The following is a 24,930-nucleotide window of genomic DNA, read 5'->3' on the forward strand; positions in this document are numbered from 1 at the left end:
CTCGAAAATGCTTTGACCGCCCGGAGCCAATAGTCGTGTTCAAGCCGCATGCGGGGCCGGGGCCTATCCGGATCGATTTCCTGCTGGTGCCGCAATTCTCGATGATGGCGTTCTCGGCTGCCGTCGAGCCTTTGCGCGTCGCCAACCGCATGGCCAGGCGGCAGGTCTTCGACTGGCGGGCCTGGTCGATGGATGGCGAGCCGGTCAAGGCTTCCAATGGCTGGCCGATCCCAGTGGGAGGCGCTCTGCCCTCCAGCGGCGACATTCCTACCTTGATCGTCTGCTCCAGCTTCGAGCCGGAGCACTATGCCAGCAAGGCGATGCTGGCTCGCTTGCGCCATCTCGCGCGCCGCGGCACCGAGATCGGCGCACTCGATACCGGGGCTTGGATCCTCGCTGCAGCCGGTCTGCTCAGCGGCGGCAAGGTCACCATGCATTGGGAGGCGGCGCCCGGCTTCGCCGAAGCCTTTCCGGACATCGAGATCAGCGAGGCCCTGTTCGAGGTATCGGCCAAGCATTTCACCTGTGCCGGCGGCACGGCGGCGCTCGACCTGATGCTCGACATGATCGCCCGCCAATATGGGCAGGCCCTGGCGGTGGCCGTATCCGAGCAGTTCATCCACGACCGGCTGCGCCCGCGCCACGACCGCCAGCGCATGAGCCTGCCCAAGCGGCTGGGGGTCGCCAATGGCAAGCTGATCCGCGTAGTGGCGGCGATGGAGGCCAATCTGGAGACGCCGCTCGACGCCAAGGCCCTGGCGGCCCTGTCCGGCGTCTCCGCCCGCCAACTCGAACGCCTGTTCCGGGCCGAGCTCAAGGATTCGCCGGCCAATTACTATCTGCAGCTCAGGCTGCAGCGCGCCCGCCTGCTGCTGCGCCAGACAGACATGAGCGTGATGGAGATCGCCATGGCCTGCGGCTACTCCTCCGCATCATGTCTTTCGCGATCTTATCGCGCGCATTTTGCGATAACACCGCGCGAAGATCGGCGGGAAGGCGAGAATCCCGGCGTTCAAAAGCGCTGATGGGGCAGGGCCGGGCATGTTGCCGGCCGCCCCCCCTGGCCTGCTGAGTCAGGGCTTGAGCAGCTTCCCGATGACCTTGGCGGTATAGTCGACCATCGGCACCACGCGGGCATAGTTCAGCCGAGTCGGCCCGATCACGCCGAGCACGCCAACGATCTTCTGGTTGGCATCCCGGAAGGGCGCGGCGATCATCGAGGAACCCGAGAGCGAGAACAGCTTGTTCTCCGAGCCGATGAAGATACGGACGCCGTCACCGCCCTCGGCGCGGCCCAGCAGGTCGATCAGGTCCTTCTTGGCCTCGATGTCGGCAAAGAGCAGGCGGATACGCTCCAGGTCCTCGCCGGCATGCAGGTCTTCCAGGAGATTGGCCTGGCCGCGCACGATGAGCTGCTGCGGCATGTCGGAAGGGCCGCCGCTCCAGCTTGCCAGGCCGGTATTGATCAGCTTGGTGGTGAGGTCATCGAGTTCGGCGCGCCCGGCGTCGAGGGCGCTGCTCATCTCGCGCCTGAGGTCATCGAGCGTCTTGCCGCGGGCGCGGGCGTTGAGATAGTTGGAGGCCTCCACCAGCGCCGATGTCGGCAGCCCGACCGGCACGGTGATGACACGGTTCTCCACCGCGCCTTCCTCGGAGACCAGGATGACCAGGGCCTGGGTGGGTTCGAGGCGCACGAATTCGATATGCTTCAGCCGCTGGTCACGCTTGCCGGTGACGACGACCCCCGCGCCGCGCGACAGGCCGGACAGGGTGGCCGACGCCTCGATCAGCACGTCCTCGAGGGAGCGCGAAGACGTCCTTGCCCGGATCTGCGCATCGATCTGGGCACGGTCCTGCGCGGCGAGATCGCCGAATTCCAGCATGGCGTCGACGAAGAAGCGCAAGCCGAGTTCGGTCGGCAGACGCCCGGCGCTGGTGTGCGGCGCCTGGATCAGGCCGAGCACTTCCAGGTCCTGCATGACGTTGCGCACCGAGGCGGGGGACAGGGAGGTCGGCAGCAGGCGCGAAATGTTGCGGGAGCCGACAGGTTCGCCCGTCGCAAGGTAGGAATCGACGATCTGACGGAATATCTCGCGCGAGCGTTCGTTCAGCTGGGCAAGTTCACTCGAAGGTATGGTCGGCGTCACAGCGGACAAGGTCTGTCTCCTCGACGCTAATGTGACGAGCATTCAGCGATTGTTCAATGGTGGAATTGCGGTTTCCGCAGCGCTATGCAGATTCCTCGCTCGTTGAAATTTCGCCTGTTGTCTCGTCAGCGCAAGGAGAACATGGTCATGGTCGATTCGGTTCCACCTTCCGCGAGTGCCGTCGTCGATTTCTGGACCGATGCCGGCCCCGAACGCTGGTTCGAGAAGGACGAAGGGTTCGATCGCGATTTTCGCCAGCGTTTCCTCACCCTGCATCAGGCTGCGATGCGCGGCGAACTCGAAGGCTGGGAGGCGACGGCGCCCGGGGCGCTCGCGCTGGTGCTGCTGCTCGACCAGTTTCCGCGCAATGCCTTTCGCGATACGCCGGCCATGTATGCCGGCGATCGCCAGGCACGGCAGGTTGCCGCTGCGGCGCTGGCGGCCGGGCATGACCACAGCATCGACCCGGAGCTGCGCATCTTCTTCTACCTGCCCCTCATGCATTCGGAGGAACTCGCCGACCAGGAGCGTTGCCTCTCTCTGTGCCGGACGCTGGAAGGCGACTATCTGCGCTATGCCCAGGAGCATCGCGATATCATCGCCCGCTTCGGTCGTTTTCCTCATCGCAACGCCATTCTCGGCCGCATTTGCACGCCGGAAGAACAGCGTTTCCTGGACTATGGAGGCTTTGCGGGTTGAGGCGCAGCCCCTAGGCCCTGTCGATCACGTGGAAGAAGGAACCTGTGACCTGGCCGCGGCGCCCGCCGAGGGCGCCCAGGGAGGTGCCGTTGGCATCGCTGACGTCGAAGAGCGGCGCATCGTCGGAACGCAAGGTTGTCGAGTAGTGGAACTCGTGGCCGCGCACCAGGCTGCCACGTTTGCCGAGCGGACAATCCTGTTTTAGTTCGGCCAGACGATAACCCAGGTTCATGCGGCGTTTGGCAAAGCTTGTCTCGAGATCGAGCAGGCCGGTCATGCGGTGGGCTGTACCCTCCGCATCGATCAGGACCTGGCCCAGCACCATGTAGCCTCCGCATTCGCCATGTACCGGGCGCGTCTGCGCGAACTGGCGCAGGATGCGGTGGAAGTGGGTTGCGGTGGAAAGCCGCGCGCCATGCAGTTCGGGATAGCCGCCTGGCAGCCAGGTGACGTCCGCATCTTCCGCCGGCCCCTCGTCGGCCAGCGGCGAAAAGGGGATGATCTCGGCGCCTCGGCGGCGCCAGGCGGCGATGAGATGCGGATAGACGAAGGAGAAGGCGGCGTCGCGGGCCAGCGCGATGCGCTGGCCGGGCGGGCGTAAGCCCGCATCCTCGATACCGGCCGGTGGAAAACCTGTCCCGTCCAGCCCTGTCGGCAGGCTGGTCGGCCCGGCGAGGGCCCGGATGGCCTCGATGCTGCAATGGGCCTCGACGAAATCCGCCAAGGCCTCCAGCCGCTGGTCGAGTTCGGCGGTCTCGTCGGCCTGGACCAGGCCGAGATGGCGCTCGGGCAGCACGAGGTCTGCATTTCGGGGCAGTACGCCGACCACGGGCAGGCCGGCTTCCTCGATGCCCTTGCGCGCCAAAGCCTCGTGCCGCGGGCTGGCGACCTTGTTGAGCACCACGCCGGCGATGCGCACATCGGGGCGGAAACTGGCAAAGCCCTTCGCGACCGCCCCGGCAGACTGGGACTGGCCGGAAATGTCGAGAACCAGCAGCACAGGCCAGCCCTGCCGCGCCGCGAGGCCGGAGGAGGAGCCGTCCCCGCTGGCACCGTCGCTGATAACGCCGTCGAACAGCCCCATCAGTGCCTCGCCGACGAAGAGTTCGGCATCGCTGCCGGCCTGGTGGATCAGGCTGTCGAGAAGGGCCGGGCGCATCGCCCAGCTGTCGAGATTGTAGCTCACCCGCGAGGCGGCCGCGGCATGAAAGCCGGGATCAATGTAGTCGGGGCCACATTTCATCGGCTGCACGGCGATGCCGCTGCGGGCAAGGGCCCGCAGCAGGCCGAGCACCAGGGTGGTCTTGCCGGAGCCGGAGCGGGGCGCGGCAATGAGAAGGCCGGGAGGGATCATATGCCGTTCCTGCCCCGCCCGGGAGCGGCGCGCAAGAGCGTTTTGCGACAGAAGGCGATCCCAGAAGCGACATGTATCGGCCAATCGTTTCGCGGCTTGGTAAAAAAATCGCGTTTTTTTCAAAACTCGTTTGCCCCCGAGGGCTTGGCCCGGAAATCCTCACCGCATTTCCGGGGCCCCCTTGAAACCCCCTTGCGCTTGCCCATATTGAGATTGTTCCGGGGTTGCCGGAACGGGGATGCCGTTAGGGTCCCACTCCAAAGTCGCTTCCTGCGAGGGCTTTGCAATGTCGCGCGTACCAACCTTGAACTCGCCCTTCCTGCTCGGTTTCGATGAGATCGAACGAGCGCTGGACAGGGTCGCCAAAGCCGCCAATGACGGCTATCCGCCTTATAATATCGAGCGGGTCGGTTCCTGTGATCGGCCACCCGAGCGGTTGAGAATCACCCTCGCCGTCGCTGGCTTCAGCCGCGAGGAGCTTGACGTCTCGATCGAGGAAAACCAGCTCGTCATCCGTGGGCGCCAGGTGGACGACAAATCCCGCGTCTTCCTGCATCGCGGCATCGCAGCCCGTCAGTTCCAGCGCACCTTTCTCCTTGCCGACGGCATGGAGGTAATGGGGGCGGATCTGAAGAATGGCCTGCTTTCCGTCGACCTGATCCGTCCGGAGCCCGAGCGCGTCGCCAAGCGCATCGACATCGCGGTGCGGGACTGACGAACCGCTTGCCCCTATTTTCATCATTTTCAACGTTCAGGAGGGTCCCATGATCCGGAACGACAAGACTTCTGTGCCTACTCCCGAGATGCTGGCCGCCCTGGGCGCCGGGCATGTCGCCTATGTCAAGCCGATCATGTCGGAGGATGCCATGCGGCTCTACCCGCAGATCGGCGAAATCCGTCCCGGCTTGAAGCTGTTCACTCTCAACGCCGCCGACGGCACGCCGATCATGATTTCTGATTCGGCCGAGGGTGCGGTGGCCAATGCCTGGGAACAGGAACTGGAGCCGGTTTCCCTGCACTGATCAACTCACGGGAAGTGTATCCGCCAGGAGCGGATCCAGGGCGACGAAGCGCAAGCTTCGTCGCCTTTCTTGTGCCGAGATCAACCGACGAAGCGCAAGCTTCGTCACCTTTTTCATATCGGGATATGCCTCGGCGTCGTCGCGCTTCAGCCGAGCGGGGGTGATGCGGTGGGCATCTCGATCTGCCCGGTTGTGGCCGGTGCGCTTGCCTGGGGGCGCTTGTAGAGGAAGTACCAGGCGAGGCCGCCGACGACCAGGATGGCGATGATGAGATAGAGCCAAGTCATGCTGCCGCTTGATTGCGGTGGTGGCGGCGGGGCGGCCTGGTGCTGGACCTGGGGGCTGGGAGACGGCTTGGTGTCGAGTGTCGAGCGGCCGGCTGGTGCTGCCGTTTCGCCGGATCCGAGGGTCGACGTGCCCGCCTGAGGTCCCGGTGTGGCCGAACCCAGCGTGGATTGGGGCGGCGCGGTCCGGAAGGCGCCGCTTACCGCCGTGTCCAGACCCTGCAGGAAGCCGCTATCGGCAAGCCCTGCCGCGAGGCTGGCCGGTAGTGCCGCCGTGATTGCCTGTTTCTCGCCTGCAAAGAGCGAGGCCACCGCATTGCCGTCCGCCCAGTTCTCCGGCGATTGGTTGCCGAGGGCGCCGACGACGGCCGGGCCCACGAGGCCCAATATGGAAGCGGCAGCCTGCGGCGGGGCGCCAGTGGCCTGTCCGAGGACATTGGCCAGTTGGTTGACGCCTTCGGCGCCCAGCAGGGAGGTCAGCACGTTGCCGCCGCTGGCCAGGGCGTTGGCATCGCCGCTGGTCACGCCGGCGGACAGCGTGTCGAACAGGCCCGGATCCTGGCTGGAAATCAGATCGGAAATGCCCTTGGCGCCATCGGGGGAAGAGGCTTCGCTGGCGAAGGCCCCCAGCACGGAGGGAATGGCGGCGCCGACCAGTTTTCCGGCCAGTGCCGGGTCGATGCCGATGATTGCGGCGGCGCGTTCGATGAGGTCGGGGGTGATCAACTGGGAGACGAGGCTGGGAAGATTGATGGCCATTTCATTCCTCGTGTCAGAAAATTTATGGATACCTTAGTACCCAATCGTCTCCGTTGCAAAATTCAATGACGCGGGGCTGGCTGTTCTTGCTGCCGGGCAAGTGCCCGGCAGGATGAGTTTTTGATAGAATTCAAATTCCTTTACGGAATGGGAAAGATTTGAATTTCGCATGCGGCGCCGGGTGCCCCTTCGTGAGCGGCCGCCTGGCCGATCGAAGGCCATCCAGCTCTCTGATCGGTCAGGCCGAACGGCTGCTGCCCACCGGCAGCACGATCACCTTGGTGCCGATGGGAACGCGCTTGTAGAGATCGATGATGTCCTGGTTGGTCAGCCGGATGCAGCCGGACGACACCTTGGTGCCGATGGCTGATGGATTGGTGGTGCCGTGCAGGCGATACAGCGTGTCGCGGCCTCCGCTATAGAGATAGAGCGCACGGGCGCCCAGCGGATTGCCGGGGCCGCCGGCCATGCCGGCACGATAGCGGCCATATTGCTTGGGATTGCGGGCGATCATGGTGGGCGTCGGGGTCCAACGCGGCCAGGTGGCCTTGCGCGCGATGATCGCCTCGCCCTGGAAATTATAGTCTGCGACCTTGCCGACGCCGACCCCGTAGCGCAGCGCCTTGCCCTTGCCCTGGATCAGATAGAGAAAGCGCTTGTTGGGATCGACGATGATGGTGCCGGTCTTTTCCGACGAGTCGTAGGCAACCTCGCGGCGCCAGAAGCGCGGTGCCACGCTGGCCAGGTTGACGGCCTTGATCGCATAGGCGCCGTCCTTGGAACCGGCATAGAGGGCGGCGTAATGGGGGTCGATCGCCTCGGCCGTTTCCGGTGCAGCGGCGGGGGCGTTCTGGGCCTCCTCGGGCTTGATCGCAGGCAAGGCTGCGAGTTGTGCGGTTGCGCCCGCCTGCGGCGCCACGGCCGGGGTTGCCAGAGAGGTGTCGATCTTCGCGCTTGTCGTGACGCAGCTTGCAAGCATCAGCGGCAAGGCCAGAAGGATAATGCTTCGTGCCAGTATCATTTCTAGTCCGGATATGTGCTGTTCTTATTCGTCGGCGCCTGCCGGGCTCGGGAGCGGCGGCGGCGTCTCGGTGAGGCCGGCGTAGGTAGCCATTGCGGCAGGATTGTGCGCCCGCAGCGAGCTTGTCGGCGGTGGATGCAAAAGCGCCCGAGGGTGTGTTCTTCCGGCAACAAGGACGCTTATGCGCAACGTGCCGCTTGCTCTATCCGGCACGGCCTTTCCCGAGAGGCCAGGTCACGCTGAAGCTGAAGGGGGCGAAGCGGGCATGGGGCAGGCCGGCGGCCGCGAGGGCCTCGGCCGCCCATTGATTGCAGGTGTTGAACGGTCCGTAGCGACCCCTGGCGAGATAGAAGGCTTCGAGCCCCATGCCGCCGGGGCGCTGCTGGGCCCTGCCGGCGCTGTTCGGCTGGAGGCTCGCGCGGATATGGGCGACCAAGGCCTGCCGCCCCTGCCTGTCGACCGCAAGCGTCAGGCAGTCGGGGTTGGCTACCGGCGGATTGACGGCGACCACCCGGAGGGCGGTGTCGTGCCGGCCGGCCAGGGCCGCCAGGGCCGTCGACATCCTGGTGTCGGCCCAGGTCGGCGTTTCCTGGAAAAAGACGAGGTCGCCCCATCCGAAGGCCAGATAGGCCTCGCTGGGCAGATTGGGGGGCATGACGGCCGGAAACAGCCCCGCCCAATCGACCAGCGCGTCCCGGCTTGGCATCACGATGTCGGTATGGGCGAGGGAGGCGCACAAATAGAGCGTCGGCTCTCCACCGGCCTGCTGGGTTCGCCCTGTCGCGGGCAGGAGGGCAAAGCCGATGGCGGCGAGCATGAAGACGATGACGGCTAGGAACGGCAGGGCCGCAAGCGCGAAAAGAAGGCGCAGGCTGTGCGAAAGCCTGGTGCGTGCCACCGTTCCGGCTGCAAATCCGCCGGCGGGATCAAGCATGCTGCGAAGACGCCTGCAAGGCTTCCCCCGTGATGACACAGTGCGCGCGAACCGAACGAGCCGATCGGATCATAAGTCCCGGTTGGGGGAAAGGCGAGGGGTCAACCCGCGCCGTCCTCAGGGCCGGCGGTCCGGGCGTCCCATCCTGCCATGGCGACATCGGCGACCGCCTCCAGCTCGGCCCGGCTTGCCCCGTCGCGGGCAAGGATCGACATGCCGTTCTGGATGGTCTGTACGAAGCGCGCGAGTGCGCAAAGATCGGTCGAGGCTGCGATATCGCCATCCGCCACCGCCTTGTCGAGGCGCGTCAATAGCCGTTCGAGCGTGACGGCTCGCGCGGATCGGACCAACTCGCCCAATTCCGTATGACCTTCGCTGCCGACCGACGAAAGCGTGATCATGCAACCGCGGGGGATATCCGCGACGCAGCCGGTTAGGGCAGCGGCCGAATTCATCAGGAGAGACCGGACGGCATCGCGCGCAGTCGCTGCGGAATGAAACCCTGCCCAGACATATCCCTCGTTGGTCTCGGCATAGTGGCGCAGCGCCTCGGCATAAAGGGCCTCCTTCGATTGGAAGGCGGCATAGAGGCTGGGCGCGCCGATACCCATGGCGTGCGTCAAATCGGCGATGGAAGTCGCCTCGAAACCCTTGGTCCAGAACAGGCGGGTCGCTTGCGCCAGCGCAGCGGCCCGATCGAACGCACGCGGCCGCCCGCGCAGGGGGGGAGGCGCAGGGGCGGCATCGGCCTTCGGGTCAGAATTTTGCATCGATCGCTACATAAATCCATTGACCGTTCGAGGCAATAGCCCTAGCATTTTTGTATCGATCACTAGATAAAGGCTGTGACCATGGAATTGTCTGGAAAGCGTGCGCTCGTGACAGGCGGGTCTCGCGGCATTGGCGCCGCGATAGCGATCGCCCTCGCGGAAAAGGGAGCGGATGTGGCGCTCACCTATGAGAAGTCAGCCGATCGCGCTGCCGCGGTCGTTCGGGCGATCGAGGGCAAGGGCCGCAAGGCTATCGCCATTCAAGCGGACAGCGCCGATCCGGCTGCGATCAAGCGCTCTGTCAACGAAGCGGCCGAGGCGCTGGGCGGTCTCGACATCCTCGTCAACAATGCCGCGATTGCGCTTTATGCATCGACCGCCGAGATCAGCGTAGAGACGATCGATGCGATGCTCGACGTCAATGTACGCGGCCCTGTGCTTGCGGCGCAGGCCGCCATTCCGCATCTTAACGCTGGCGGACGCATCGTCACGATCGGCTCCGCGGGTGCCGAGCGTATCGTCGGACATCCCGGCACATTCTACTATATGACCAAATCTGCCTTGCACTCGTTCACGCGGGGCCTTGCCCAGGAGCTCGGACCGCGCGATGTCACCGTCAACCTGGTCCAGCCGGGGTCGACCGACACCGACATGAACCCCGCCAATGGCGAGTTCTCCGACTTCCAGCGCAGCCTGAGCCCGCTTGGGCGTTATGGCACGCCGGAGGATGTCGCCGCCGCTGTCGCCTTTCTGGCGAGCCCTTCCTCACGGCAGATCACGGGCGCCATTCTGACGGTGGATGGAGGACAGACGACCTGAGGTGGGGGCCTGTCGCACGGGGACCGGCCAATGGCCGGTCTCTTCCGCCCGCGGCTCGGCAAGGACCAATCTGCCAGGATCGTTCGGGGCCGATTCTCCAAGCACGATGGAGGTATCTCGGACAGGTCGGTCGGACAGCGAGCCCAACTGAACGAACCAGCCGCTTTCGCGTATCGAAGCGCGCGCTCAGGCCTTGTCAGTCAGGCTGCGATAGACCTTGGCCGGCCAGGTCAGGGCATCGGGAAGCGCTCGAGCGATGCTGCTGGCAAAATCAGAGGCCGATCCGCTGCTCCATTGCCCCTGGACCACCGGCGCCAGTTCGACGCCCACCCCGATCAGATAGACGATGATCAACAAGGATATAATGGCGCGCATGGTGAGTTCTCCCCAGACGGCCACATCCGGCATGGCCTTGCATTCGGCCGGAGTGTCGCGGAACTTCGTGGCGGCAGCGTGATCGCCGGCTCCATACCATAACGCAGCGGTTCGCGGGCACGGATCTTGTCGAGGCCGTCGTTCAACCGGGCCTGCGCCTATTGCGCTCGGCATCGATTGCCTTCAGGCGATCATGCACGCGCGCCATGGCCTTGCGGACGGCGAGTTTGGCCTTCAGGGCGGCGACGCCGCTCGTCGCGCAATTCGGAGAGGCAAAGTCGAGACAGGGAATGCCACGCTCCAACCGCTCGGCGGAGAGAACGCCGCAATCCTCGAACAACAGGCACGGTTCCTGGCCGCTGCGCGGACCGGTCAGATGTATTGCCATCGTTACTCTCCCCTGGTTCTGTTTGTAGGCTAACAATCCCTCAGGGGCGTGATAGGGGCGTGACCGGGCTTTTGGGACCTTCCGTCGCAGGCTTTGCGCAACGTCGTCTGTCCCGGAGACAATCGCGAGCCTTGTAACGTGGCGGTCACACGCGATAAGCCAGTGATCTCCAGAGCAAAGCGCGTTTAGATGGAAACGCTTGTTTGCTCTCACTCTTTGGTTCGAGGCGTTTTGCGATTCTTGGCGTCGCCGCTAAATCGCAAAACGCTCTGACGCGCGCCTGAACGCAATTTGCCAGGCCTGCAACATCGCGACGGGGCTGCAGTATATGGCATTTCGACCCTTGGACTATGACGAGCACCCGACCGTTCTCGCGGCCGAGTATCAGCGTATCAAGGCGAGCCTGTCCGACAACGAGGCGATGCTGCTCGCCTGCCTCACCAATGTGCTGAACGAATTGCCGGACTGGCTGGACGGAGACTATGCCGCCGGCAGTGCGCTCGACCATGCCAACACGGCGATCGAGGCGATGCTGCGGGGCTCCGGCTTGCTGCCGATCCCCCCTGAAGCCCGCGAACGGGCCGAGAGACTGCGCGACGACAGCTGAAGCCGACGATAGCTGAAGTCCGTGGCGCGGGCTTGGGCGACACTCTGCGAAGCCCTGAAATGCAAAAGGCCCGACGGGCCATTAGCCACGTCGAGCCTTTCGGAAATTGGTGCCCAGAAGAGAATTGCGCCTAAGAAAAGGAAACCTATTGAAACTAAAGGGGAATTTCAAGAGGGGTGGGCGCTTTGTATGCCAGTGGTGTTACACGAGACAGCCGGCCAAATGTTCGGGCATTAGGGGATTCCAATTATTAAAATTGCATGATAACGTTGGTTTTAGCGAAGAGGTGGAGCGCTCGACAGGATTCGAACCTGCGACCGGGACTTTAGCGGAGACCTGCTCTATCCACTGAGCTACGAGCGCTGGCGGCAGACCGCTAACGCGACCTGCCTATGTTGCGCCGATCTTAGGACCGCTTGACCTCTCTCCCGCCAAGGATCAGGTCAGCGGTCCTTTTCGTTCGTGCTCTGATCGCTGACCGGCCGGGCAACCAGAGCTAGGGCTCTTCTCATGCGACTCATCCTTTCTCTGATTCGAACCTATCAGCCCGCATGAGTTGCTGCAAGTTGTTGGTGTGAGTTGTTGCCATTCGCTGTGAATGGCTGTTAATGATTCGTTAACCATTTCTGAATTCGCCCCATGCATGACGAAGTTGGGTGGACTAAAGTCCATGCCGCTCGCAAAGATGGAAGCACCGCATTGTCTGCCGAAGATCTCATTAAATCATATGAGGGTCTCCTTAAATCAAAGAGGGAGATAACAGAGAGCATAAAAAGAATAGAGGAACAAATTACGCGCTATCGTGAGCAATTAGAGGCTCTAAAATCCAGCGAAGATGTGTTAATTCGGGGGCTTTCGAAACTTGAGCCGCTCATGAGACCTCACTATGAGAGGCGCTCTCTAGCTAACGCGCCGAAAATCGGTCCAGATACTCCCGGCCGTGCGCACTTGTCTCCCGATGCAATTCTGGCTGCGTGCCGCGAGGTTCTGGTGGATGCAAGGCGACCTATGACACGAGGCGAACTTGTAAGAGCATTGGAAGCTCGCGGGCATGTCCTAGGCGGAAAGGACAAGGCCAAGAACGTGGGGACAATCCTGTGGCGTCATCGCGATAAGTTCATTCAGATTCCCGAACTGGGTTATTGGCCGGCTGATGTCGAGTTGGAAGGGCTCCATCGCGTTGCCCAGAAGGACCGTGAGTCATAGCTCTGGGTCATGTTCGGGGAGCCTTGGCGACACAGTGGCCCTCCCTTGCGCGCCCCCAAGCCCCGTAAGGACATCTATGGGCGCACCCTGGCATCCCCAGGATCGGCAGCCCCAGCGGGCTTAATGCAGGCATGCAGCTAGTCCGGGAGGACCTTGCCGTGCCCTACAAGACCGGCGCGGCGGCCCATGAGGAGAAGCGGCTGTATTGGTGCGGGCTGGATGCATTGAGGGGGCACTGAGATGGAGCGAACCGGGAGCCCATGGCATGCGTGAAGTTCCCCGCCGTGTGGTCGGCAGCTTGGCTATTGCCCTCTTGGTGTTCGTGATCTTTCTGGCCTACCTCTTCGCTCCCCGCTCGCCTCCTAGATGTGATGGCCAGGATGAGGCGCTAGCAGCTCGAAGTCTGGTCACAAGACAGTCGCCGGACACGGGCGGTAGGTTGAACATGGATGCCATACACATCAGCGGCATTGAGACGCTCGGGACCTCGAAGGAGGGCGTGGTGAGGTGCCGCGCAATGTTCGAGTTTAACGGCGGGCCGCATGGTCACTTCTCGTATTCATTGCGGCCTATACCGAGTGCCGCACGCTTCGACCTCACCTTTGACGAGCCCTGGGAAGTGAGGATGAAGTGACCGCGATGGACAATGAGTGGTCCGAGTGGCGGCCCTTCCCGGACCCCCGGCACCGAGGTGTCCTCGTGGCCCCCTATGGTCCTGGCTGCTATGAGGTTCGCCACACCAGCAATGGACAGAAGGTGCTCTTCGGGATGGGTGGGCACGTAGCGGCCCGGCTGAGTTCCTTACTACCCGAACCTCTCGGCACCGGGAGGAGGAACAACAAGAGCAAGCGCGACCACTGCTTAGAGCACCTAGCGGACCTCGAATATCGGACCCTAGCGTGTCTCACGAGGAAAGACGCGGAGGAGGCCGAGAGGGGACTTAAGGCTGGGGCGGGGGAGTATCTGTACCGGACCTAAAGGGAACTCCCGGGCTATAATTTTGGGGCACTTATGTGAGGCCCCATACGTAGGGGCGGCAGCTGGCTTTCCCCCGTGGCCAGCCCGAGGGTACACTATGCCGATCTTGTCGCCCGCCCAGTGATATCTGCAAAGTCGAGTAGGGCCTTAAGAGTGCGAGGCTGCGAGGGGTGGGAGGATAGATAGCGAGCAAAGTCGGCTGCGGCTATGGGCACATCCCGGTGCTCATCATTTGCAATGTTGTGATCCCCACGCCAACGTTCTGTTATACCCAGCCAATCACGATATGAGGTCGCGCTGATGTCAGATCGAAGGATGTCCTTGATGGCCGGGAAGTCTGCCTCGGATATGACTGGAAGATAGACGATAGACATGCCGCATCCCTTCGATTGAACATGCCGGCTAGGGTTATCACAAATAGACCTCCCAGGCTTACTCCCGGGGGTCACTCATGTAAGACCCCATCACGTCGCAGCGGCGAGGATCTTCCCCCCGTGCGCGAAACCTTTACCGGGACCGCTACGGGCTACGCAGACGGCGGCGGTACACTTTCGATCAAGAGTAACAAGGGTCTGACCTGAACGGGGAATTTCGTTTACGAGACGGGACGTAAAGGTTCCGGGGTATTTAATTGCAGCAATGGTCAGAGCGGCCCCTTTGAGTTTGCTTCGACGGGGACGCGGGGGACCGGCACCGGGACGATAGGCGGGAAGCCGTTCACCTTCACATTTGGCTGAGATGGCCGGAAACCTGCCTCATCTTTGGAAATGAGCCTAGAGAGCCCGCTAAGAGTCACTGGCGGGCTTTCTCTTTGGCCGGGGCTGGGGAGTGCCTCGGGAGGAGAAGGGCGCCTAGTGGCTCTCCCGGGGTTCTCCGCACTCGGCACAGAATGACGCTCTGGGTGTCCGAAGGGGCTTCCCGCAGGCGTGGCACGGCGGGCCGAAAGCGCTTGCCCTGTGGTGCCACAAAGCATTCACGTCTGTTTCCCTGTGGCCGGTTATCCCGAAATAGCGATCAAGTGCTCCCTGGCCGAGGATGTAGTCTTTGGCCCCGGTGGGCGAAGCATCGTGGTGCATGCGGTAGCGCTGAAAGTCCCTGACGCCGTCGCGCAGGCCAGGCAGCACCTGGGACCATTCGCTTTCGTCCAGCATCGGAATGTCGCACTTGCAGCGCCAGCAGTATTGGATCTTGGGCATTTGGGGTACTTCTCAGAGTGAGGCATGGTCGGCGCGACCCCAGACAGGCACTGTGCTCGTATAGCGTCTGCGCCTGGAATGCCCGAGCGGCAATAGTTTGGGAGGATCAAAAAACGTGGCGGCCCTTCACTGGCTTATATTGGCTTTCATCCTTCTGGTTCTGGCGTCCCCCTTCATTCTCGTTGTGTGGTTGGTATTGAGGCGGCCCAAAGCCCGCTCAAAGTAGCGGTTCGCCCTCAATCGGGTCCGCCACATCGGGTTGATTATATCGAGAGCTGGGGACATGCCGCCGGCAGTGCGCTCGACCATGCCAACACGGCGATCGAGGCGATGCTGCGGGGCTCCGGCTTGCTGCCGATCCCTGCCGAAGCCCGCGAACGGGCCGAGAGACTGCGCGACGACAGCTGAAAGCCGAGGATAGCTGAAGTCCGTGGCGCGGGCTTGGGCGACACTCTGCGAGGCCTCGAAATGCAAAAGGCCCGACGGGCCGTTAGCCACGTCGAGCCTTTCGGAAATTGGTGCCCAGAAGAGGACTCGAACCTCCACACCTTGCAGTACACGGACCTGAACCGTGCGCGTCTACCAATTCCGCCATCTGGGCGCGGGGGTCTTCTAGGGGGGCGGAGAGCCGATGTCAACGCCCATTTGCAGTTCTTGCGACAGCTTGATGAAACCGCCGCAAAACCGGCGTTCTGCCTTGCGTTTGACACCTTGCTGGGCTTGTCTGCGCGGAATTCGAATGGAGTGAATGCCTTGGCCGCAGCGATTCTCGACGAGGCCCTGCTTTATGATGGCTGGAACCGCCTGCTGATGGTCAAGGCCCGCACGCCCGGCGGCGCGGTGATTCACCGCAGCGTCGAGGATCACGGTGATGCGGTGACGGTTCTGCCCTTCGACCCCGAGCGCCGACTGGCCCTGTTGGTGCGCCAGTTGCGCGTGGCGATTCTCAAGGGACATGGTGTGGAGGCCTCCCTGGAAGCGCCCGCCGGCATCCTGGACGAGGACGATCCGGCCGATTGCGCCCGGCGCGAGGCGATGGAGGAGGCGGGGCTGGAACTGAAGGCCCTGGTCCCTCTCGGCGCCGCCTTCGTGATGCCGGGCATCTCGACCGAGAAGATGCACATGTTCCTGGCCGAATATTCGGCGGCGAGCCGCGTGGGCGCCGGCGGCGGCCTGGCGGAGGAGAACGAGGAGATCGAAGTGGTCGAGATCGGGCTGAAGGACCTGGCCGCCATGGCCGACCGCGGCGAACTTTCCGATCTCAAGACCTACGCCCTGGTGCAGACGCTCCGGCTGAAGCGGCCGGAGCTGTTCTGAGCTTCCAGTCATCCCGTGTGCACTGCAATGCGAAGCGTTGCGGTGCAGACACGGGACCGCGAGACCAGTCAGGTGCCTTTTCTGCTCGGGGTCCCGGGTCTGCGACGTGTCACTGCGTGCTGCATCGCGCACGGGATGACATCTTACTTCCTGACGCTGCGGGCGCCCTTGGCGATGTCGCTCACCAGCGCCAGCACGGCCGGCACGGTCTTGTCCGTTGCCCGGTTGTCGGCGTCGAGGCTGGTGCGCACCGCTTCCACCAGGGCCGAGCCGACGACCACGCCGTCGGCACCCTCGGCGATGGCCCGGGCATGCTCGGCGGTCTTGACGCCGAAGCCGACGCAGACCGGCAGGTCGGTATGCTGCTTGATGCGGCCGACGGCACCCGCCACCACGCCGAAATCCGGCGTGGCCGAGCCGGTGATGCCGGTGATCGAGACATAATAGACGAAGCCGGAGGTGTTCTGCAGCACCTTGGGCAGGCGCTTGTCGTCGGTGGTCGGCGTCGCCAGGCGGATGAAGGCGATGCCGGCCTTCAGCGCCGGCAGGCAGAGCTCGTCATCCTCCTCCGGCGGCAGGTCGACCACGATCAGGCCGTCGACCCCGGCTGCCTTGGCATCGACCAGGAAGCGCTCGACGCCATAGATGTAGATCGGGTTGAAATAGCCCATCAGGATGATCGGCGTGGCATCGTCGGCCGGGGTCTTGCCATTGCCCTGGCGGAATTCGCGGATGACGCCGAGCGTCTTGGTCAGCGTCATGCCGGCCTTGAGGGCGCGCAGGCCCGCGGCCTGGATGGCCGGGCCGTCGGCCATCGGATCGGTGAAGGGCATGCCGAATTCGATGATGTCGGCGCCCGCCGCCGGCAGGCCGGCGAGGATCTTGGCGGAGGTCTCGATATCGGGGTCGCCGGCGGTGACGAAGGTCACCAGGGCGGCGCGCTTTTCGGCGGCCAAAGCGGCGAAGCGGGCGGTGAGGCGGCTGGTCATGGGGTCACAGGCTCGGAGCAAGGGGCGGCAGGATGGGATGGCGTTTCCGGGTGCGCGGACGTCTCAGCGACATGAAGGCATGTCGCGACGTCCGCTCTTGGAAACACTGCCACTTGTTGAGGAGGAAGAGCGGACGAGACGTCCGCGCACCCGGGCTCACAGCGACGTTCCCAAGATCTCGGCAACCTGCGGTACGTCCTTGTCGCCACGGCCGGAGAGGCTGACCACCATCAGGTGATCCTTGGGCCGCTTCGGCGCCAGTTCGGCCACCCGAGCGAGGGCGTGGGCCGATTCGAGCGCGGGAATGATGCCTTCCAGGCGCGACAGCAGCTGGAAGGCATCCAGCGCCTCCTGGTCCGTCGCGGACAGATAGGTGGCGCGGCCGACCTCGTGCAGCCAGGAATGTTCCGGCCCGATGCCGGGATAGTCGAGGCCCGCCGAGATGGAATGGGCTTCCTCGATCTGGCCGTCGGCATCCATCAGAAGATAGGTGCGATTGCCGTGCAGCACGCCGGGACGGCCGCCGGCGATCGAGGCGGCGTGCAGGCTGGTGAGGCCGTGCCCGGCCGCTTCCACGCCGATGATCTCCACCGAGGGATCGTCGAGGAAGGGATGGAACAGGCCCATGGCGTTGGAGCCGCCGCCGATGCAGGCGATCACGCTGTCAGGCAGGCGCCCCTCGGCCTCCATCATCTGCTCGCGAGTCTCGCGGCCGATGATCGACTGGAAGTCGCGCACCATGCCCGGATAGGGATGGGGGCCGGCCACGGTGCCGATGCAGTAGAAGGTGTCGTGCACATTGGTGACCCAATCGCGCAGCGCCTCGTTCATGGCATCCTTGAGCGTCTTGGAGCCGGACTGTACGGGAATGACCTCGGCGCCGAGCATCTTCATGCGGAAGACGTTGGGCGCCTGGCGGGCAACGTCGACGGCGCCCATGTAAACGACGCATTTCAGGCCGAAGCGGGCGCAGAGCGTGGCGGTGGCGACGCCGTGCTGGCCGGCGCCGGTCTCGGCGATGATGCGCGGCTTGCCCATGCGACGCGCCAGCATGATCTGGCCGAGCACGTTGTTGACCTTGTGCGAGCCGGTATGGTTCAGCTCCTCGCGCTTCAGATAGATCTTGGCGCCGCCGAAATGCTCGGTCAGCCTTTCGGCGAAATAGAGCGGCGAAGGACGGCCGACATAGGTGGCGAGGTGCCCCGCCATCTCCTTGTGGAAGGCCGGGTCTGCCTTGGCTTGCTTGTAGGCCTCCTCCAGCGACAGGATCAGCGGCATCAGCGTCTCGGCGACGAAGCGTCCGCCGAACTGCCCGAAATGACCGCGCTCATCGGGTCCGTTGCGGAAGGAATTGAGCTTGGGAGTGTCGGTCATCGTTGCGGCCTGTTGTCAGCGGGATGACGTGAGAGCGGCGCGTGCTGTCTCCACGAAAGCCCTGATCTTGTCGGGGTTCTTCACGCCGGGCCGGTCTTCGACGCCCGACGAGACGTCGACCCCGTCGGGGGTGCTGATGCGGATGGCTTCGGCAACATTGGCGGGATCGAGCCCGCCCGATAGCATGAAGGGCAGGGTGCGGTCGAGATGCTTGAGCAGCGTCCAGTCGAATGTCACGCCGTTGCCGCCGGGATGGGCGGCATCCTTCGGGGGCTTGGCGTCGAGCAACAGCCAGTCGGCCACGCCGCGATAGGCAGCTGCTCCTTCGAGATCAGCGGCGGAGGAGACGCCGATCGCCTTCAGGACCGGCAGGCCGTAGCGGGCCTTGACGGCGGCGACCCGCTCGGGGCTTTCCTTGCCGTGCAGTTGCAGGCCGTCGGGCGCGAGGGCGGCGACGATGGCATCGAGCCTGGCGTCGTCGGCATCGACGGAAAGCGCGGTCTTGCGGGCGCGGCCCGCTACCTGCGCGCCCAGCTTCGCCGCCAGATCATAGCCGATATGGCGGGGCGATTTCTCGAAGAACACGAAGCCGACCATGTCGGCGCCGGCGGCCAGAGCTGCTTCCAGCGTATCGGGAGTGGAGAGACCGCAGATCTTGATCAATGCCATAATGGCGTCGAGATAGTTGCATCCGGCGCACAATGCCAGTGAAATCAGGACGGGGCAGGGGGAGAGAGTGCGAATGTTGCCGAAGGGGCGGTTCGTCGGCGTGTTTGCCGTGATGGCCGGGCTGGTGGCGATGGCGGGGCCGGCCGAGGCGTCGCTGTGCTATGCCCGCGATTACGACACCGCCCATCTCGTCAAGCATGTCGACCAGCGCGTGACCCGCATCACGGTGCGGCTCCTGGCCGACAATGGCACGGGCATCGGTATCGGCCTGTGGTTCCGGGGCGACAAGCGGCAATGGTGGGCGGGCGGCGGCTGCCGCCAGCAGGGAGCCGTCTTCACCTGCACCCTGGACGGTGACGGCGGCAAGCTCACCGCGACGCAGAATGCCAAGGGCATCCGCCTCGACGTTCCCGGCGCAGGCATCCAGGTGGAGCATCCCGATGCGCAGGGCAATGCCAGTTTCCAGGCGGTGGACGGGCCGGAACACCGGGTCTTCCTGCTCTGGCCGGCGCCGGAGGCGACATGCGAGCCGCAGAATTGAGGCGGAGGGATGCAACGTGTCGCTTGATTCTCGTCGGCGTATTCTTCATCGCAAGCCTCCCGGCCTCTTCCGCCCTCTCCGCCGACTTGCCGCCCGGCTTCGTGCGCCTGGCCGACATCGCGCCCGGCATCCGGCAGGACATGCGCTATGCCGGTTCGCATAATTTCGTCGGCCGGCCTGTCGCCGGCTATGAAAGTCCGGCCTGCTGGCTCAAGCGAGAGGCGGCGCAGGCGCTGGCCGCGACGGCCCGCGACCTCGAGAAGCGCCAGTGGCGGCTCGTCGTCTATGATTGCTACCGGCCCAAGCGCGCCGTTGCCGATTTCCTGGCCTGGGCAGGGGATGCCACGGACCAGCGGACCAAGGCTGAATTCTATCCCCGCACGCCCAAGTCGAGACTGTTCGCGCTCGGCTATGTCGCCCGCACGTCAAGTCACTCGAAAGGGATCGCAATCGATGTCGGAGCCGAATCGTTGGATGGTGCAGGGGAGCCGAAGCCCCTCGATTTCGGCGGTGGCTTCGATCTGTTCGACGAGATGTCGTGGACCGGGAGCAAGACGGTCCCGGCCGAGGCCGCCGCCAATCGCCGAATCCTGGTTGCTGCCTTCGCCGCCCATGGCCTCGTCAATTATGCGCGGGAATGGTGGCATTTCAGCCTGGCCGGCGCCCTGGGGGCGCCGGCCTATGACGTGGTGATCAGGGAGCCCTGAGGACAATGCGGCTCACGTAAACCGGCGCTTGCATTGTCTTGGCCGGGCTTGACCCGGCAATCCAGCTTCGAGCCGGATTGCGCACGGTTTATCGTTAGCCGGGTCAAGCTCGGCTACGACAAAGCGGAGAGGAACTCTCCTCAACGGGCCCGAACGCGCTATTTCTTCGGCCGCTTGGCGCCCTGGGTGTTCAGATACACCGCATAGAGCGAGGTGGTGCCGCAGATATAGAGGCGGTTGCGCTTGGGGCCGCCGAATTCGACATTGGCGACGACTTCGGGGATGAGCACCTTGCCGAGCAGCGTGCCGTCGGGGGCGTAGCAGATCACGCCTTCGCCGGACGAGGTCCAGACATTGCCGTGAATGTCGACGCGCAGGCCGTCGAACAGGCCGGCCGGCGAGGTGGCGAAGACCTTGCCGCCCGAAAGCGTGATGCCGTCCTCGCCCACGTCGAAGACGCGGATGTGGCGCGGGCCGTCTTCGACATGGGTGGCGCCGGTGTCGACGATGTAGAGCCTGGATTCGTCGGGCGAGAAGGCAAGGCCATTGGGCTTGACGAAATCGGTGGCCACCGCCGTGAGCTTTCCGCCGCGCGCGGGGATGCGATAGACATAGGAAGCGCCGATTTCGGAGGGGGCCGCATCGCCCTCATATTCGGAATCGATGCCATAGGTCGGGTCGGTGAACCAGATCGAGCCGTCCGACTTCACCACCGCATCATTGGGCGAGTTCAGGCGCTTGCCCTCATATTTGTCGGCCAGGATGGTGCGGCTGCCGTCATGCTCGATGCGGCTGACGCAGCGCCCGCGATGCTCGCAGGCGATCAGGCGTCCCTCGCGGTCGACGGTGTGGCCGTTCTGGTTGCGGCTGTCATGGTCATAGACCGAGACCGAGCCGTCGGTCTCGTCGTAGCGCATCAGCCGGTTGTTGGGGATATCCGACCAGATCAGATATTTGCCGGCCGGAAAATAGGCCGGCCCTTCCGCCCAGCGCGTGCCGGTATGGAGCTTGTCGAGCTGCGAATTGCCGAAAATGAGCGCTTTGAAGCGCGGATCGGCGACCACGAATTCCTTGGGGAGCATGTCGGTTCCTCATTGGTTCTATACCAAGCCTCGAGAATGCCTAGGCATTCTCGAGGCTTGGTATGGGTTGGCCGCATGGAACGACAATTGCCCGGCAAAATCAATTCATCGGACAAAAGAAAACGGCGCGGAAACCGCGCCGTTCGAGATCCCTCCGGCGTGCCGGAATTCCGGCACGCATCGGTATCGGCTCACTGGCCTGTCTTGACCCGGGTCCAGGTGCGGGTGACCAGCGTCTGTACCTTGGCCGCATAGGGCTGCACGGTATAGGTCTTGGCCAGCATGTCGTCGTTGAGATAGATCTGCGGATTGTCCGTGATCGCCTTGTCGACCAGGGGCTTGGCCGCCAGCACGCCCGAGGCGAACTTGGTGGCATCGGCGTTCTTGGCAGCCACGTCAGGACGGATCATGTAGTTGATGAAGGCGTGGGCCGCATCGACATGCTTGGCGTCCTTGGGAATGGCCATGGTGTCCATCGACATCAGCGTGCCTTCCTGGGGCACGACATAATCGACCTTCACGCCGTTCTTGGCTTCCTCGGCACGCGCCTTGGCCTGATAGGTGTCACCGGCCCAGCCGATGGCGAGGCAGATGTCGCCATTGGCGAGCGCGTTGATATATTCGGACGAGTGGAACTTCTTCACATAGGGACGGACGCCTTCGAGCAGCTTGCCGGCGGCCTCGATGTCCTTCTTGTCGGTCGAGCCCGGCTCCTTGCCGAGATATTTCAGGGCTGCCGTCAGGACGTCCTCGGGGCTGTCGAGGAAATAGACGCCGCAATCCTTGAACTTGGCGAGGTTCTCGGGCTTGAACACCACGTCCCAGCTGTTCAGCGGCTTGTCGCCATAGACGGCCTTGGCCTTGTCGACATTATAGGCGATGCCGGTGGTGAACCAGGTGTAGTCGACGAGATACTCATTGCCGGGGTCGTAAACCGCAAGATTCTCCATGATCTTGGGCCATAATTCCTTGTAGTTGGACAGTTTGGATTTGTCTATTTTCTGGAATACGCCTGCCTTGATTTGGCGCGATGCGAAGGTCGCAGAGGGGAAGACGACATCATAGCCGGAATTGCCGGCGAACAACTTGGTTTCCAGCACCTCGTTGGAATCCATGGTGTCGTAGACGACCTTGATTCCGGTTTCCTTGGTGAAATCTTCGAGCACGGTCGGGCCAATGTAATCCGACCAGTTATAGACGTTGACGACCTTGTCCTCGGCCATGGCCTGGCCCGCGAGCAACGCCACGGCCGTGGCCGCGAGAGCCAGTTTCTTGAAGGCTGACATCGGGAACACCTCCTCTGGGTGAGCGCCGCGCATTCCCGGACGCAGCGCTGTCGTACGAAAGCTAGAACTCCTGCTGAATCTGCTCAAGCCTGCCGAAAGGTTTTTCGTGATGTTTATTGAGGCAGGTCCGTTGCGGGCAGGAGAAGGGGGATGCAGTAAGGTTCCTACAGGTAGGTTTCATACTCCAGGCTTGAGATGCGGCGCTCGAACTCGGCGCATTCGAGTTCCTTCATCACCGCATAGATTTCGGCGAAGTGCTCGCCGAAATGCCGACGGGCGAAGTCCGAGGCCCGGAACAGGGCGACGGCCTCCTGCATCGAGCCCGACAGCCTGGGAGCGCCGAGATCGTAGGCATTGCCGATGATCGGCTCGGGGGCCGGCATCTTCTTCTCCATGCCCTCATGCATGGCGGCCAGGATGGCGGCGAGGACGAGATAGGGATTGGCGTCGGCACCGGCGATGCGGTGCTCGATGCGGGTGGCGGCCGGGCTGCCATTGGGGATGCGCACGGCCACCGAGCGGTTGTCATAGCCCCAGGTCAGCGAAACCGGCGCATAGGAGCCCGGCATCAGGCGGCGGAAGCCATTGTAGCTCGACACGAACAGCAGCGCCGTCTCGGGCATATGGGTCAGCATGCCGCCCACGGCATGGCGCAGCGTTTCGTCGCCCGTCTCCGGCTTGGCGAAGACATTGGCCCCTTCTGCATCGAGGAGGCTGGCATGGATGTGCATGCCGGAGCCGGCGGTGTCGAGATAGGGCTTGGGCATGAAGCTGGCGACGAGGCCGTGCTTGCGCGCCACGCCCTGGATCATGCGGCGCAGCAGCACGGCGTCGTCGGCGGCCGCCATGGCGTCGTCGCGATGATAGAGATTGATCTCGAACTGGCCGGGGGCGGCCTCCGAAATCACCGAATCCGCCGGCAGGCCCTGGATCTTGGCGGCCTCGCGCATCTCCTGGATCACCGGCGCGAAGGTGTCGAGATCGGAGATCGAATACATGTTCTGGCGGGCGGGGCCGGTGTCGCGGTGGAACACGGTCTTGGGTGTCTCGCCCGGCTTGCCGCCGCCCTGCAGCAAATAGAATTCAAGCTCGAAGGCCACCACCGGCTTGAGACCGCGGGCGGTGAGCTTGTCGAGCTGGGCCTTGAGGATATGTCGCGGATCGAGCATCCATGGCCGGCCATCCGGCAGGTACATCGAGATCAGTGCCTGCATGGCAGGCTGGGAGGACCAGGGCACCGGCTTGAGCGTGCCGGGAACCAGGCGACACAGGCCATCCTTGTCGCCGGTCTCGATGTGGATGCCGGTTTCCTCGACCTCGCGCCCCCAGACGTCCAGGCCGAACATGGATTGCGGCATCGCCACCCCGTCCTTGAGGACCTTGTCGATCGCCGAGCCGGGCAGCCATTTGCCGCGGAGAATGCCGTTGGTGTCGGGAAGCAGCACTTCGATGACGTCGACTTGCGGGGCCGAAGACAAGCCTGCCGCGTCGCCGGCGAGTTTGTTCACGCCGTGCGTTTGGAATCCCATGGTACACCGGGGTTATGAATGCGTCGTGTCTTGACGCATCCTTCATCTGCACTAATTGTGATCACAAATTTGTGCGGTGTCAAATGGAGTCCGTTTTGCCCATGCCGAGTTCGCCCAAGCCCGGTTCGCCCAAGCCCGGTTCGCCCAAGCCCGGTTCGCCCAAGTCGAGTTCGCCCAAGTCGAGCAGCAGCGAGCCCGCCAGCAAACTGGCGCCCGTGCATGACAAGGTCTATGCGGCGATCCGCAGTGGCCTGGTCGGCGGGCAGTTCGTCCCGGGCCGGGCCGTGACCCTGCGGGGGCTGGCCGAGATGCTCGGCGTCAGTCCGATGCCTGTCCGGGCGGCAGTGACGCGTTTGGTCGCGGAGGGGGCCCTGACCTTGACCGCGACGCGCCGGGTCAGCGTTCCCGTGATGACGCCGGCCCGCTTCGAGGAACTGGTGCGCGTGCGCATGCTGCTGGAGGGAGAGGCGGCCGAAAGAGCGCTGCCCGCCATCGACGCCGAGCGCCTCGCCGCCATCCGGATGCATGACGACGAGGTCGAGCGCTGCCTCGCCGAGGACGATGCCGAAGGCTATATGCGGGCCAACCACGCCTTCCATTTCGCCATCTACACGGCGGTGTCCTCCTCGGTGCTGCTGCCCCTGATCGAGACGCTCTGGCTGCAATTCGGCCCGTTCATGCGTCTCGTCTATGAGGACCTCGACATGAGTGGCCTCGTCGACCAGCATCATCGCGCCATCACCGCCATCGATCGGGGCGACGCCAGGGGGCTGCGCGATGCCATTGAGGCCGACATCGGCGACGGCATGCGTATCATCGGCAAGATGGCGCTGGGTTGAGGCTTTTCGATCCGAGTTTTCATCGAAATCGGCGCCAC

The 24,930-nt window shown here is 63.8% G+C and carries 27 protein-coding genes and 2 tRNA genes; 13 read left to right on the forward strand and 16 right to left on the reverse strand.

Annotated features, from left to right (window positions below):
- Positions 1-35 precede the first annotated feature (35 nt).
- The gene (locus tag U1R88_RS14475) at positions 36-1,025 is read left to right on the forward strand and encodes a GlxA family transcriptional regulator (protein ID WP_311943655.1); all 990 of its coding nucleotides are present in this window, start codon (positions 36-38) and stop codon (positions 1,023-1,025) included.
- 48 nt (positions 1,026-1,073) lie between these two features.
- Here the strand turns inward: U1R88_RS14475 and hrcA are convergent, their stop codons facing one another.
- A complete protein-coding gene (gene hrcA, locus U1R88_RS14480; RefSeq protein WP_371260387.1) occupies positions 1,074-2,147 on the reverse strand; it encodes a heat-inducible transcriptional repressor HrcA in 1,074 nt (357 codons plus the stop codon).
- A gap of 141 nt (positions 2,148-2,288) precedes the next feature.
- Here hrcA and U1R88_RS14485 point away from each other — a divergent pair, with 141 nt between their 5' ends.
- The gene (locus U1R88_RS14485) at positions 2,289-2,846 is read left to right on the forward strand and encodes a DUF924 family protein (RefSeq protein ID WP_322431835.1); all 558 of its coding nucleotides are present in this window, start codon (positions 2,289-2,291) and stop codon (positions 2,844-2,846) included.
- Positions 2,847-2,856: 10 nt separating this feature from the next.
- Here the strand turns inward: U1R88_RS14485 and U1R88_RS14490 are convergent, their stop codons facing one another.
- The gene (locus U1R88_RS14490) at positions 2,857-4,200 is read right to left on the reverse strand and encodes a cobyrinic acid a,c-diamide synthase CobB (RefSeq protein WP_322431836.1); all 1,344 of its coding nucleotides are present in this window, start codon (positions 4,198-4,200) and stop codon (positions 2,857-2,859) included.
- Between the two features lie 286 nt (positions 4,201-4,486).
- On the opposite strand from U1R88_RS14490, the gene U1R88_RS14495 reads away from it, so the two are divergent.
- Complete coding sequence (locus U1R88_RS14495; protein WP_068293755.1) at positions 4,487-4,915, forward strand: Hsp20 family protein; 429 nt, start codon at positions 4,487-4,489, stop codon at positions 4,913-4,915.
- A 49-nt stretch (positions 4,916-4,964) separates the two neighbouring features.
- Positions 4,965-5,222: a BQ00720 family protein gene (locus tag U1R88_RS14500; RefSeq protein WP_068293752.1), complete on the forward strand. Its 258-nt coding sequence runs from the start codon at positions 4,965-4,967 to the stop codon at positions 5,220-5,222.
- Positions 5,223-5,368: 146 nt separating this feature from the next.
- On the opposite strand, the gene U1R88_RS14505 is transcribed toward U1R88_RS14500, so the two are convergent.
- The 4 genes from U1R88_RS14505 to U1R88_RS14520 all read right to left on the reverse strand — a co-directional run bounded on the left by U1R88_RS14505 (position 5,369) and on the right by U1R88_RS14520 (position 8,990).
- On the reverse strand, positions 5,369-6,265 hold the full coding sequence (locus U1R88_RS14505; protein ID WP_322431837.1) for a DUF937 domain-containing protein: 897 nt from the start codon (positions 6,263-6,265) through the stop codon (positions 5,369-5,371).
- 238 nt (positions 6,266-6,503) lie between these two features.
- The gene (locus tag U1R88_RS14510) at positions 6,504-7,286 is read right to left on the reverse strand and encodes a L,D-transpeptidase (RefSeq protein WP_322431838.1); all 783 of its coding nucleotides are present in this window, start codon (positions 7,284-7,286) and stop codon (positions 6,504-6,506) included.
- Positions 7,287-7,488: 202 nt separating this feature from the next.
- A complete protein-coding gene (locus U1R88_RS14515; RefSeq protein ID WP_322431839.1) occupies positions 7,489-8,220 on the reverse strand; it encodes a DUF2459 domain-containing protein in 732 nt (243 codons plus the stop codon).
- A 101-nt stretch (positions 8,221-8,321) separates the two neighbouring features.
- Entirely contained in the window at positions 8,322-8,990 is a 669-nt protein-coding gene (locus tag U1R88_RS14520) for a TetR/AcrR family transcriptional regulator (RefSeq protein ID WP_322431840.1), read from the reverse strand.
- A gap of 81 nt (positions 8,991-9,071) precedes the next feature.
- Here U1R88_RS14520 and U1R88_RS14525 point away from each other — a divergent pair, with 81 nt between their 5' ends.
- Entirely contained in the window at positions 9,072-9,809 is a 738-nt protein-coding gene (locus U1R88_RS14525) for an SDR family NAD(P)-dependent oxidoreductase (RefSeq protein WP_322431841.1), read from the forward strand.
- Positions 9,810-9,995: 186 nt separating this feature from the next.
- Here U1R88_RS14525 and U1R88_RS14530 read toward each other — a convergent pair whose 3' ends face one another.
- Both U1R88_RS14530 and U1R88_RS14535 read right to left on the reverse strand, forming a co-directional pair.
- Positions 9,996-10,184, reverse strand: coding sequence for a hypothetical protein (locus tag U1R88_RS14530; protein ID WP_322431842.1), 189 nt, complete (start codon positions 10,182-10,184; stop codon positions 9,996-9,998).
- Positions 10,185-10,326: 142 nt separating this feature from the next.
- The gene (locus U1R88_RS14535; RefSeq protein ID WP_322431843.1) at positions 10,327-10,572 is read right to left on the reverse strand and encodes a hypothetical protein; all 246 of its coding nucleotides are present in this window, start codon (positions 10,570-10,572) and stop codon (positions 10,327-10,329) included.
- Between the two features lie 328 nt (positions 10,573-10,900).
- Here U1R88_RS14535 and U1R88_RS14540 point away from each other — a divergent pair, with 328 nt between their 5' ends.
- A complete protein-coding gene (locus tag U1R88_RS14540) occupies positions 10,901-11,179 on the forward strand; it encodes a hypothetical protein (protein WP_146126940.1) in 279 nt (92 codons plus the stop codon).
- 287 nt (positions 11,180-11,466) lie between these two features.
- On the opposite strand, the gene U1R88_RS14545 is transcribed toward U1R88_RS14540, so the two are convergent.
- Positions 11,467-11,542 (reverse strand) — tRNA-Ser (locus tag U1R88_RS14545).
- Between the two features lie 276 nt (positions 11,543-11,818).
- On the opposite strand from U1R88_RS14545, the gene U1R88_RS14550 reads away from it, so the two are divergent.
- The 3 genes from U1R88_RS14550 to U1R88_RS14560 all read left to right on the forward strand — a co-directional run bounded on the left by U1R88_RS14550 (position 11,819) and on the right by U1R88_RS14560 (position 14,967).
- A complete protein-coding gene (locus tag U1R88_RS14550) occupies positions 11,819-12,385 on the forward strand; it encodes a hypothetical protein (protein ID WP_322431844.1) in 567 nt (188 codons plus the stop codon).
- A gap of 265 nt (positions 12,386-12,650) precedes the next feature.
- Positions 12,651-13,019 (forward strand): hypothetical protein, encoded by a 369-nt coding sequence (locus U1R88_RS14555; RefSeq protein WP_322431845.1) that lies wholly within the window; start codon positions 12,651-12,653, stop codon positions 13,017-13,019.
- Positions 13,020-14,745: 1,726 nt separating this feature from the next.
- On the forward strand, positions 14,746-14,967 hold the full coding sequence (locus tag U1R88_RS14560) for a hypothetical protein (protein ID WP_322431846.1): 222 nt from the start codon (positions 14,746-14,748) through the stop codon (positions 14,965-14,967).
- Between the two features lie 108 nt (positions 14,968-15,075).
- On the opposite strand, the gene U1R88_RS14565 is transcribed toward U1R88_RS14560, so the two are convergent.
- Positions 15,076-15,160: transfer RNA gene (locus U1R88_RS14565), tRNA-Leu, on the reverse strand.
- Positions 15,161-15,312: 152 nt separating this feature from the next.
- On the opposite strand from U1R88_RS14565, the gene U1R88_RS14570 reads away from it, so the two are divergent.
- On the forward strand, positions 15,313-15,876 hold the full coding sequence (locus U1R88_RS14570; protein ID WP_376717762.1) for an NUDIX domain-containing protein: 564 nt from the start codon (positions 15,313-15,315) through the stop codon (positions 15,874-15,876).
- Between the two features lie 143 nt (positions 15,877-16,019).
- Here U1R88_RS14570 and trpA read toward each other — a convergent pair whose 3' ends face one another.
- The 3 genes from trpA to U1R88_RS14585 all read right to left on the reverse strand — a co-directional run bounded on the left by trpA (position 16,020) and on the right by U1R88_RS14585 (position 18,908).
- Positions 16,020-16,865, reverse strand: a complete 846-nt coding sequence (gene trpA, locus U1R88_RS14575; protein WP_322431847.1) for a tryptophan synthase subunit alpha — start codon at positions 16,863-16,865, stop codon at positions 16,020-16,022.
- 156 nt (positions 16,866-17,021) lie between these two features.
- Positions 17,022-18,239 carry a tryptophan synthase subunit beta gene (gene trpB, locus U1R88_RS14580; RefSeq protein WP_322431848.1) on the reverse strand — a complete coding sequence of 406 codons (1,218 nt, stop codon included), beginning with the start codon at positions 18,237-18,239 and terminating at the stop codon, positions 17,022-17,024.
- A 15-nt stretch (positions 18,240-18,254) separates the two neighbouring features.
- Positions 18,255-18,908, reverse strand: coding sequence for a phosphoribosylanthranilate isomerase (locus tag U1R88_RS14585; protein WP_322431849.1), 654 nt, complete (start codon positions 18,906-18,908; stop codon positions 18,255-18,257).
- A 73-nt stretch (positions 18,909-18,981) separates the two neighbouring features.
- Here U1R88_RS14585 and U1R88_RS14590 point away from each other — a divergent pair, with 73 nt between their 5' ends.
- Positions 18,982-19,449: a hypothetical protein gene (locus U1R88_RS14590; protein ID WP_322431850.1), complete on the forward strand. Its 468-nt coding sequence runs from the start codon at positions 18,982-18,984 to the stop codon at positions 19,447-19,449.
- Positions 19,450-19,472: 23 nt separating this feature from the next.
- On the forward strand, positions 19,473-20,156 hold the full coding sequence (locus tag U1R88_RS14595; RefSeq protein WP_322431851.1) for a M15 family metallopeptidase: 684 nt from the start codon (positions 19,473-19,475) through the stop codon (positions 20,154-20,156).
- A 158-nt stretch (positions 20,157-20,314) separates the two neighbouring features.
- Here the strand turns inward: U1R88_RS14595 and U1R88_RS14600 are convergent, their stop codons facing one another.
- The 3 genes from U1R88_RS14600 to U1R88_RS14610 all read right to left on the reverse strand — a co-directional run bounded on the left by U1R88_RS14600 (position 20,315) and on the right by U1R88_RS14610 (position 24,032).
- Positions 20,315-21,238: an SMP-30/gluconolactonase/LRE family protein gene (locus U1R88_RS14600; RefSeq protein ID WP_322431852.1), complete on the reverse strand. Its 924-nt coding sequence runs from the start codon at positions 21,236-21,238 to the stop codon at positions 20,315-20,317.
- A gap of 191 nt (positions 21,239-21,429) precedes the next feature.
- Entirely contained in the window at positions 21,430-22,524 is a 1,095-nt protein-coding gene (locus tag U1R88_RS14605; RefSeq protein ID WP_425545425.1) for a polyamine ABC transporter substrate-binding protein, read from the reverse strand.
- 164 nt (positions 22,525-22,688) lie between these two features.
- The gene (locus U1R88_RS14610) at positions 22,689-24,032 is read right to left on the reverse strand and encodes a glutamine synthetase family protein (protein ID WP_322431853.1); all 1,344 of its coding nucleotides are present in this window, start codon (positions 24,030-24,032) and stop codon (positions 22,689-22,691) included.
- 122 nt (positions 24,033-24,154) lie between these two features.
- Here U1R88_RS14610 and U1R88_RS14615 point away from each other — a divergent pair, with 122 nt between their 5' ends.
- Positions 24,155-24,892 carry a GntR family transcriptional regulator gene (locus U1R88_RS14615; protein ID WP_322431854.1) on the forward strand — a complete coding sequence of 246 codons (738 nt, stop codon included), beginning with the start codon at positions 24,155-24,157 and terminating at the stop codon, positions 24,890-24,892.
- Positions 24,893-24,930: the final 38 nt, after the last annotated feature.

It is taken from the genome of Labrys sedimenti (assembly GCF_034424805.1).
GTDB lineage: Bacteria > Pseudomonadota > Alphaproteobacteria > Rhizobiales > Labraceae > Labrys > Labrys sedimenti.

Bases quoted from the DNA above. Each gene is read 5' to 3' on its own strand.
- U1R88_RS14550 (WP_322431844.1), top strand. From the start codon at position 11,819: ATGCATGACGAAGTTGGGTGGACTAAAGTCCATGCCGCTCGCAAAGAT.
- U1R88_RS14555 (WP_322431845.1), top strand. From the start codon at position 12,651: ATGCGTGAAGTTCCCCGCCGTGTGGTCGGCAGCTTGGCTATTGCCCTC.
- U1R88_RS14500 (WP_068293752.1), top strand. From the start codon at position 4,965: ATGATCCGGAACGACAAGACTTCTGTGCCTACTCCCGAGATGCTGGCC.
- U1R88_RS14535 (WP_322431843.1), bottom strand. From the start codon at position 10,572: ATGGCAATACATCTGACCGGTCCGCGCAGCGGCCAGGAACCGTGCCTG.
- U1R88_RS14510 (WP_322431838.1), bottom strand. From the start codon at position 7,286: ATGATACTGGCACGAAGCATTATCCTTCTGGCCTTGCCGCTGATGCTT.
- U1R88_RS14600 (WP_322431852.1), bottom strand. From the start codon at position 21,238: ATGCTCCCCAAGGAATTCGTGGTCGCCGATCCGCGCTTCAAAGCGCTC.
- U1R88_RS14585 (WP_322431849.1), bottom strand. From the start codon at position 18,908: ATGGCATTGATCAAGATCTGCGGTCTCTCCACTCCCGATACGCTGGAA.
- U1R88_RS14505 (WP_322431837.1), bottom strand. From the start codon at position 6,265: ATGGCCATCAATCTTCCCAGCCTCGTCTCCCAGTTGATCACCCCCGAC.
- U1R88_RS14530 (WP_322431842.1), bottom strand. From the start codon at position 10,184: ATGCGCGCCATTATATCCTTGTTGATCATCGTCTATCTGATCGGGGTG.
- trpB (WP_322431848.1), bottom strand. From the start codon at position 18,239: ATGACCGACACTCCCAAGCTCAATTCCTTCCGCAACGGACCCGATGAG.
- U1R88_RS14485 (WP_322431835.1), top strand. From the start codon at position 2,289: ATGGTCATGGTCGATTCGGTTCCACCTTCCGCGAGTGCCGTCGTCGAT.
- U1R88_RS14520 (WP_322431840.1), bottom strand. From the start codon at position 8,990: ATGCAAAATTCTGACCCGAAGGCCGATGCCGCCCCTGCGCCTCCCCCC.
- U1R88_RS14615 (WP_322431854.1), top strand. From the start codon at position 24,155: ATGCCGAGTTCGCCCAAGCCCGGTTCGCCCAAGCCCGGTTCGCCCAAG.
- U1R88_RS14605 (WP_425545425.1), bottom strand. From the start codon at position 22,524: ATGTCAGCCTTCAAGAAACTGGCTCTCGCGGCCACGGCCGTGGCGTTG.
- U1R88_RS14495 (WP_068293755.1), top strand. From the start codon at position 4,487: ATGTCGCGCGTACCAACCTTGAACTCGCCCTTCCTGCTCGGTTTCGAT.
- trpA (WP_322431847.1), bottom strand. From the start codon at position 16,865: ATGACCAGCCGCCTCACCGCCCGCTTCGCCGCTTTGGCCGCCGAAAAG.
- U1R88_RS14490 (WP_322431836.1), bottom strand. From the start codon at position 4,200: ATGATCCCTCCCGGCCTTCTCATTGCCGCGCCCCGCTCCGGCTCCGGC.
- U1R88_RS14525 (WP_322431841.1), top strand. From the start codon at position 9,072: ATGGAATTGTCTGGAAAGCGTGCGCTCGTGACAGGCGGGTCTCGCGGC.
- U1R88_RS14590 (WP_322431850.1), top strand. From the start codon at position 18,982: ATGTTGCCGAAGGGGCGGTTCGTCGGCGTGTTTGCCGTGATGGCCGGG.
- U1R88_RS14515 (WP_322431839.1), bottom strand. From the start codon at position 8,220: ATGCTTGATCCCGCCGGCGGATTTGCAGCCGGAACGGTGGCACGCACC.
- U1R88_RS14540 (WP_146126940.1), top strand. From the start codon at position 10,901: ATGGCATTTCGACCCTTGGACTATGACGAGCACCCGACCGTTCTCGCG.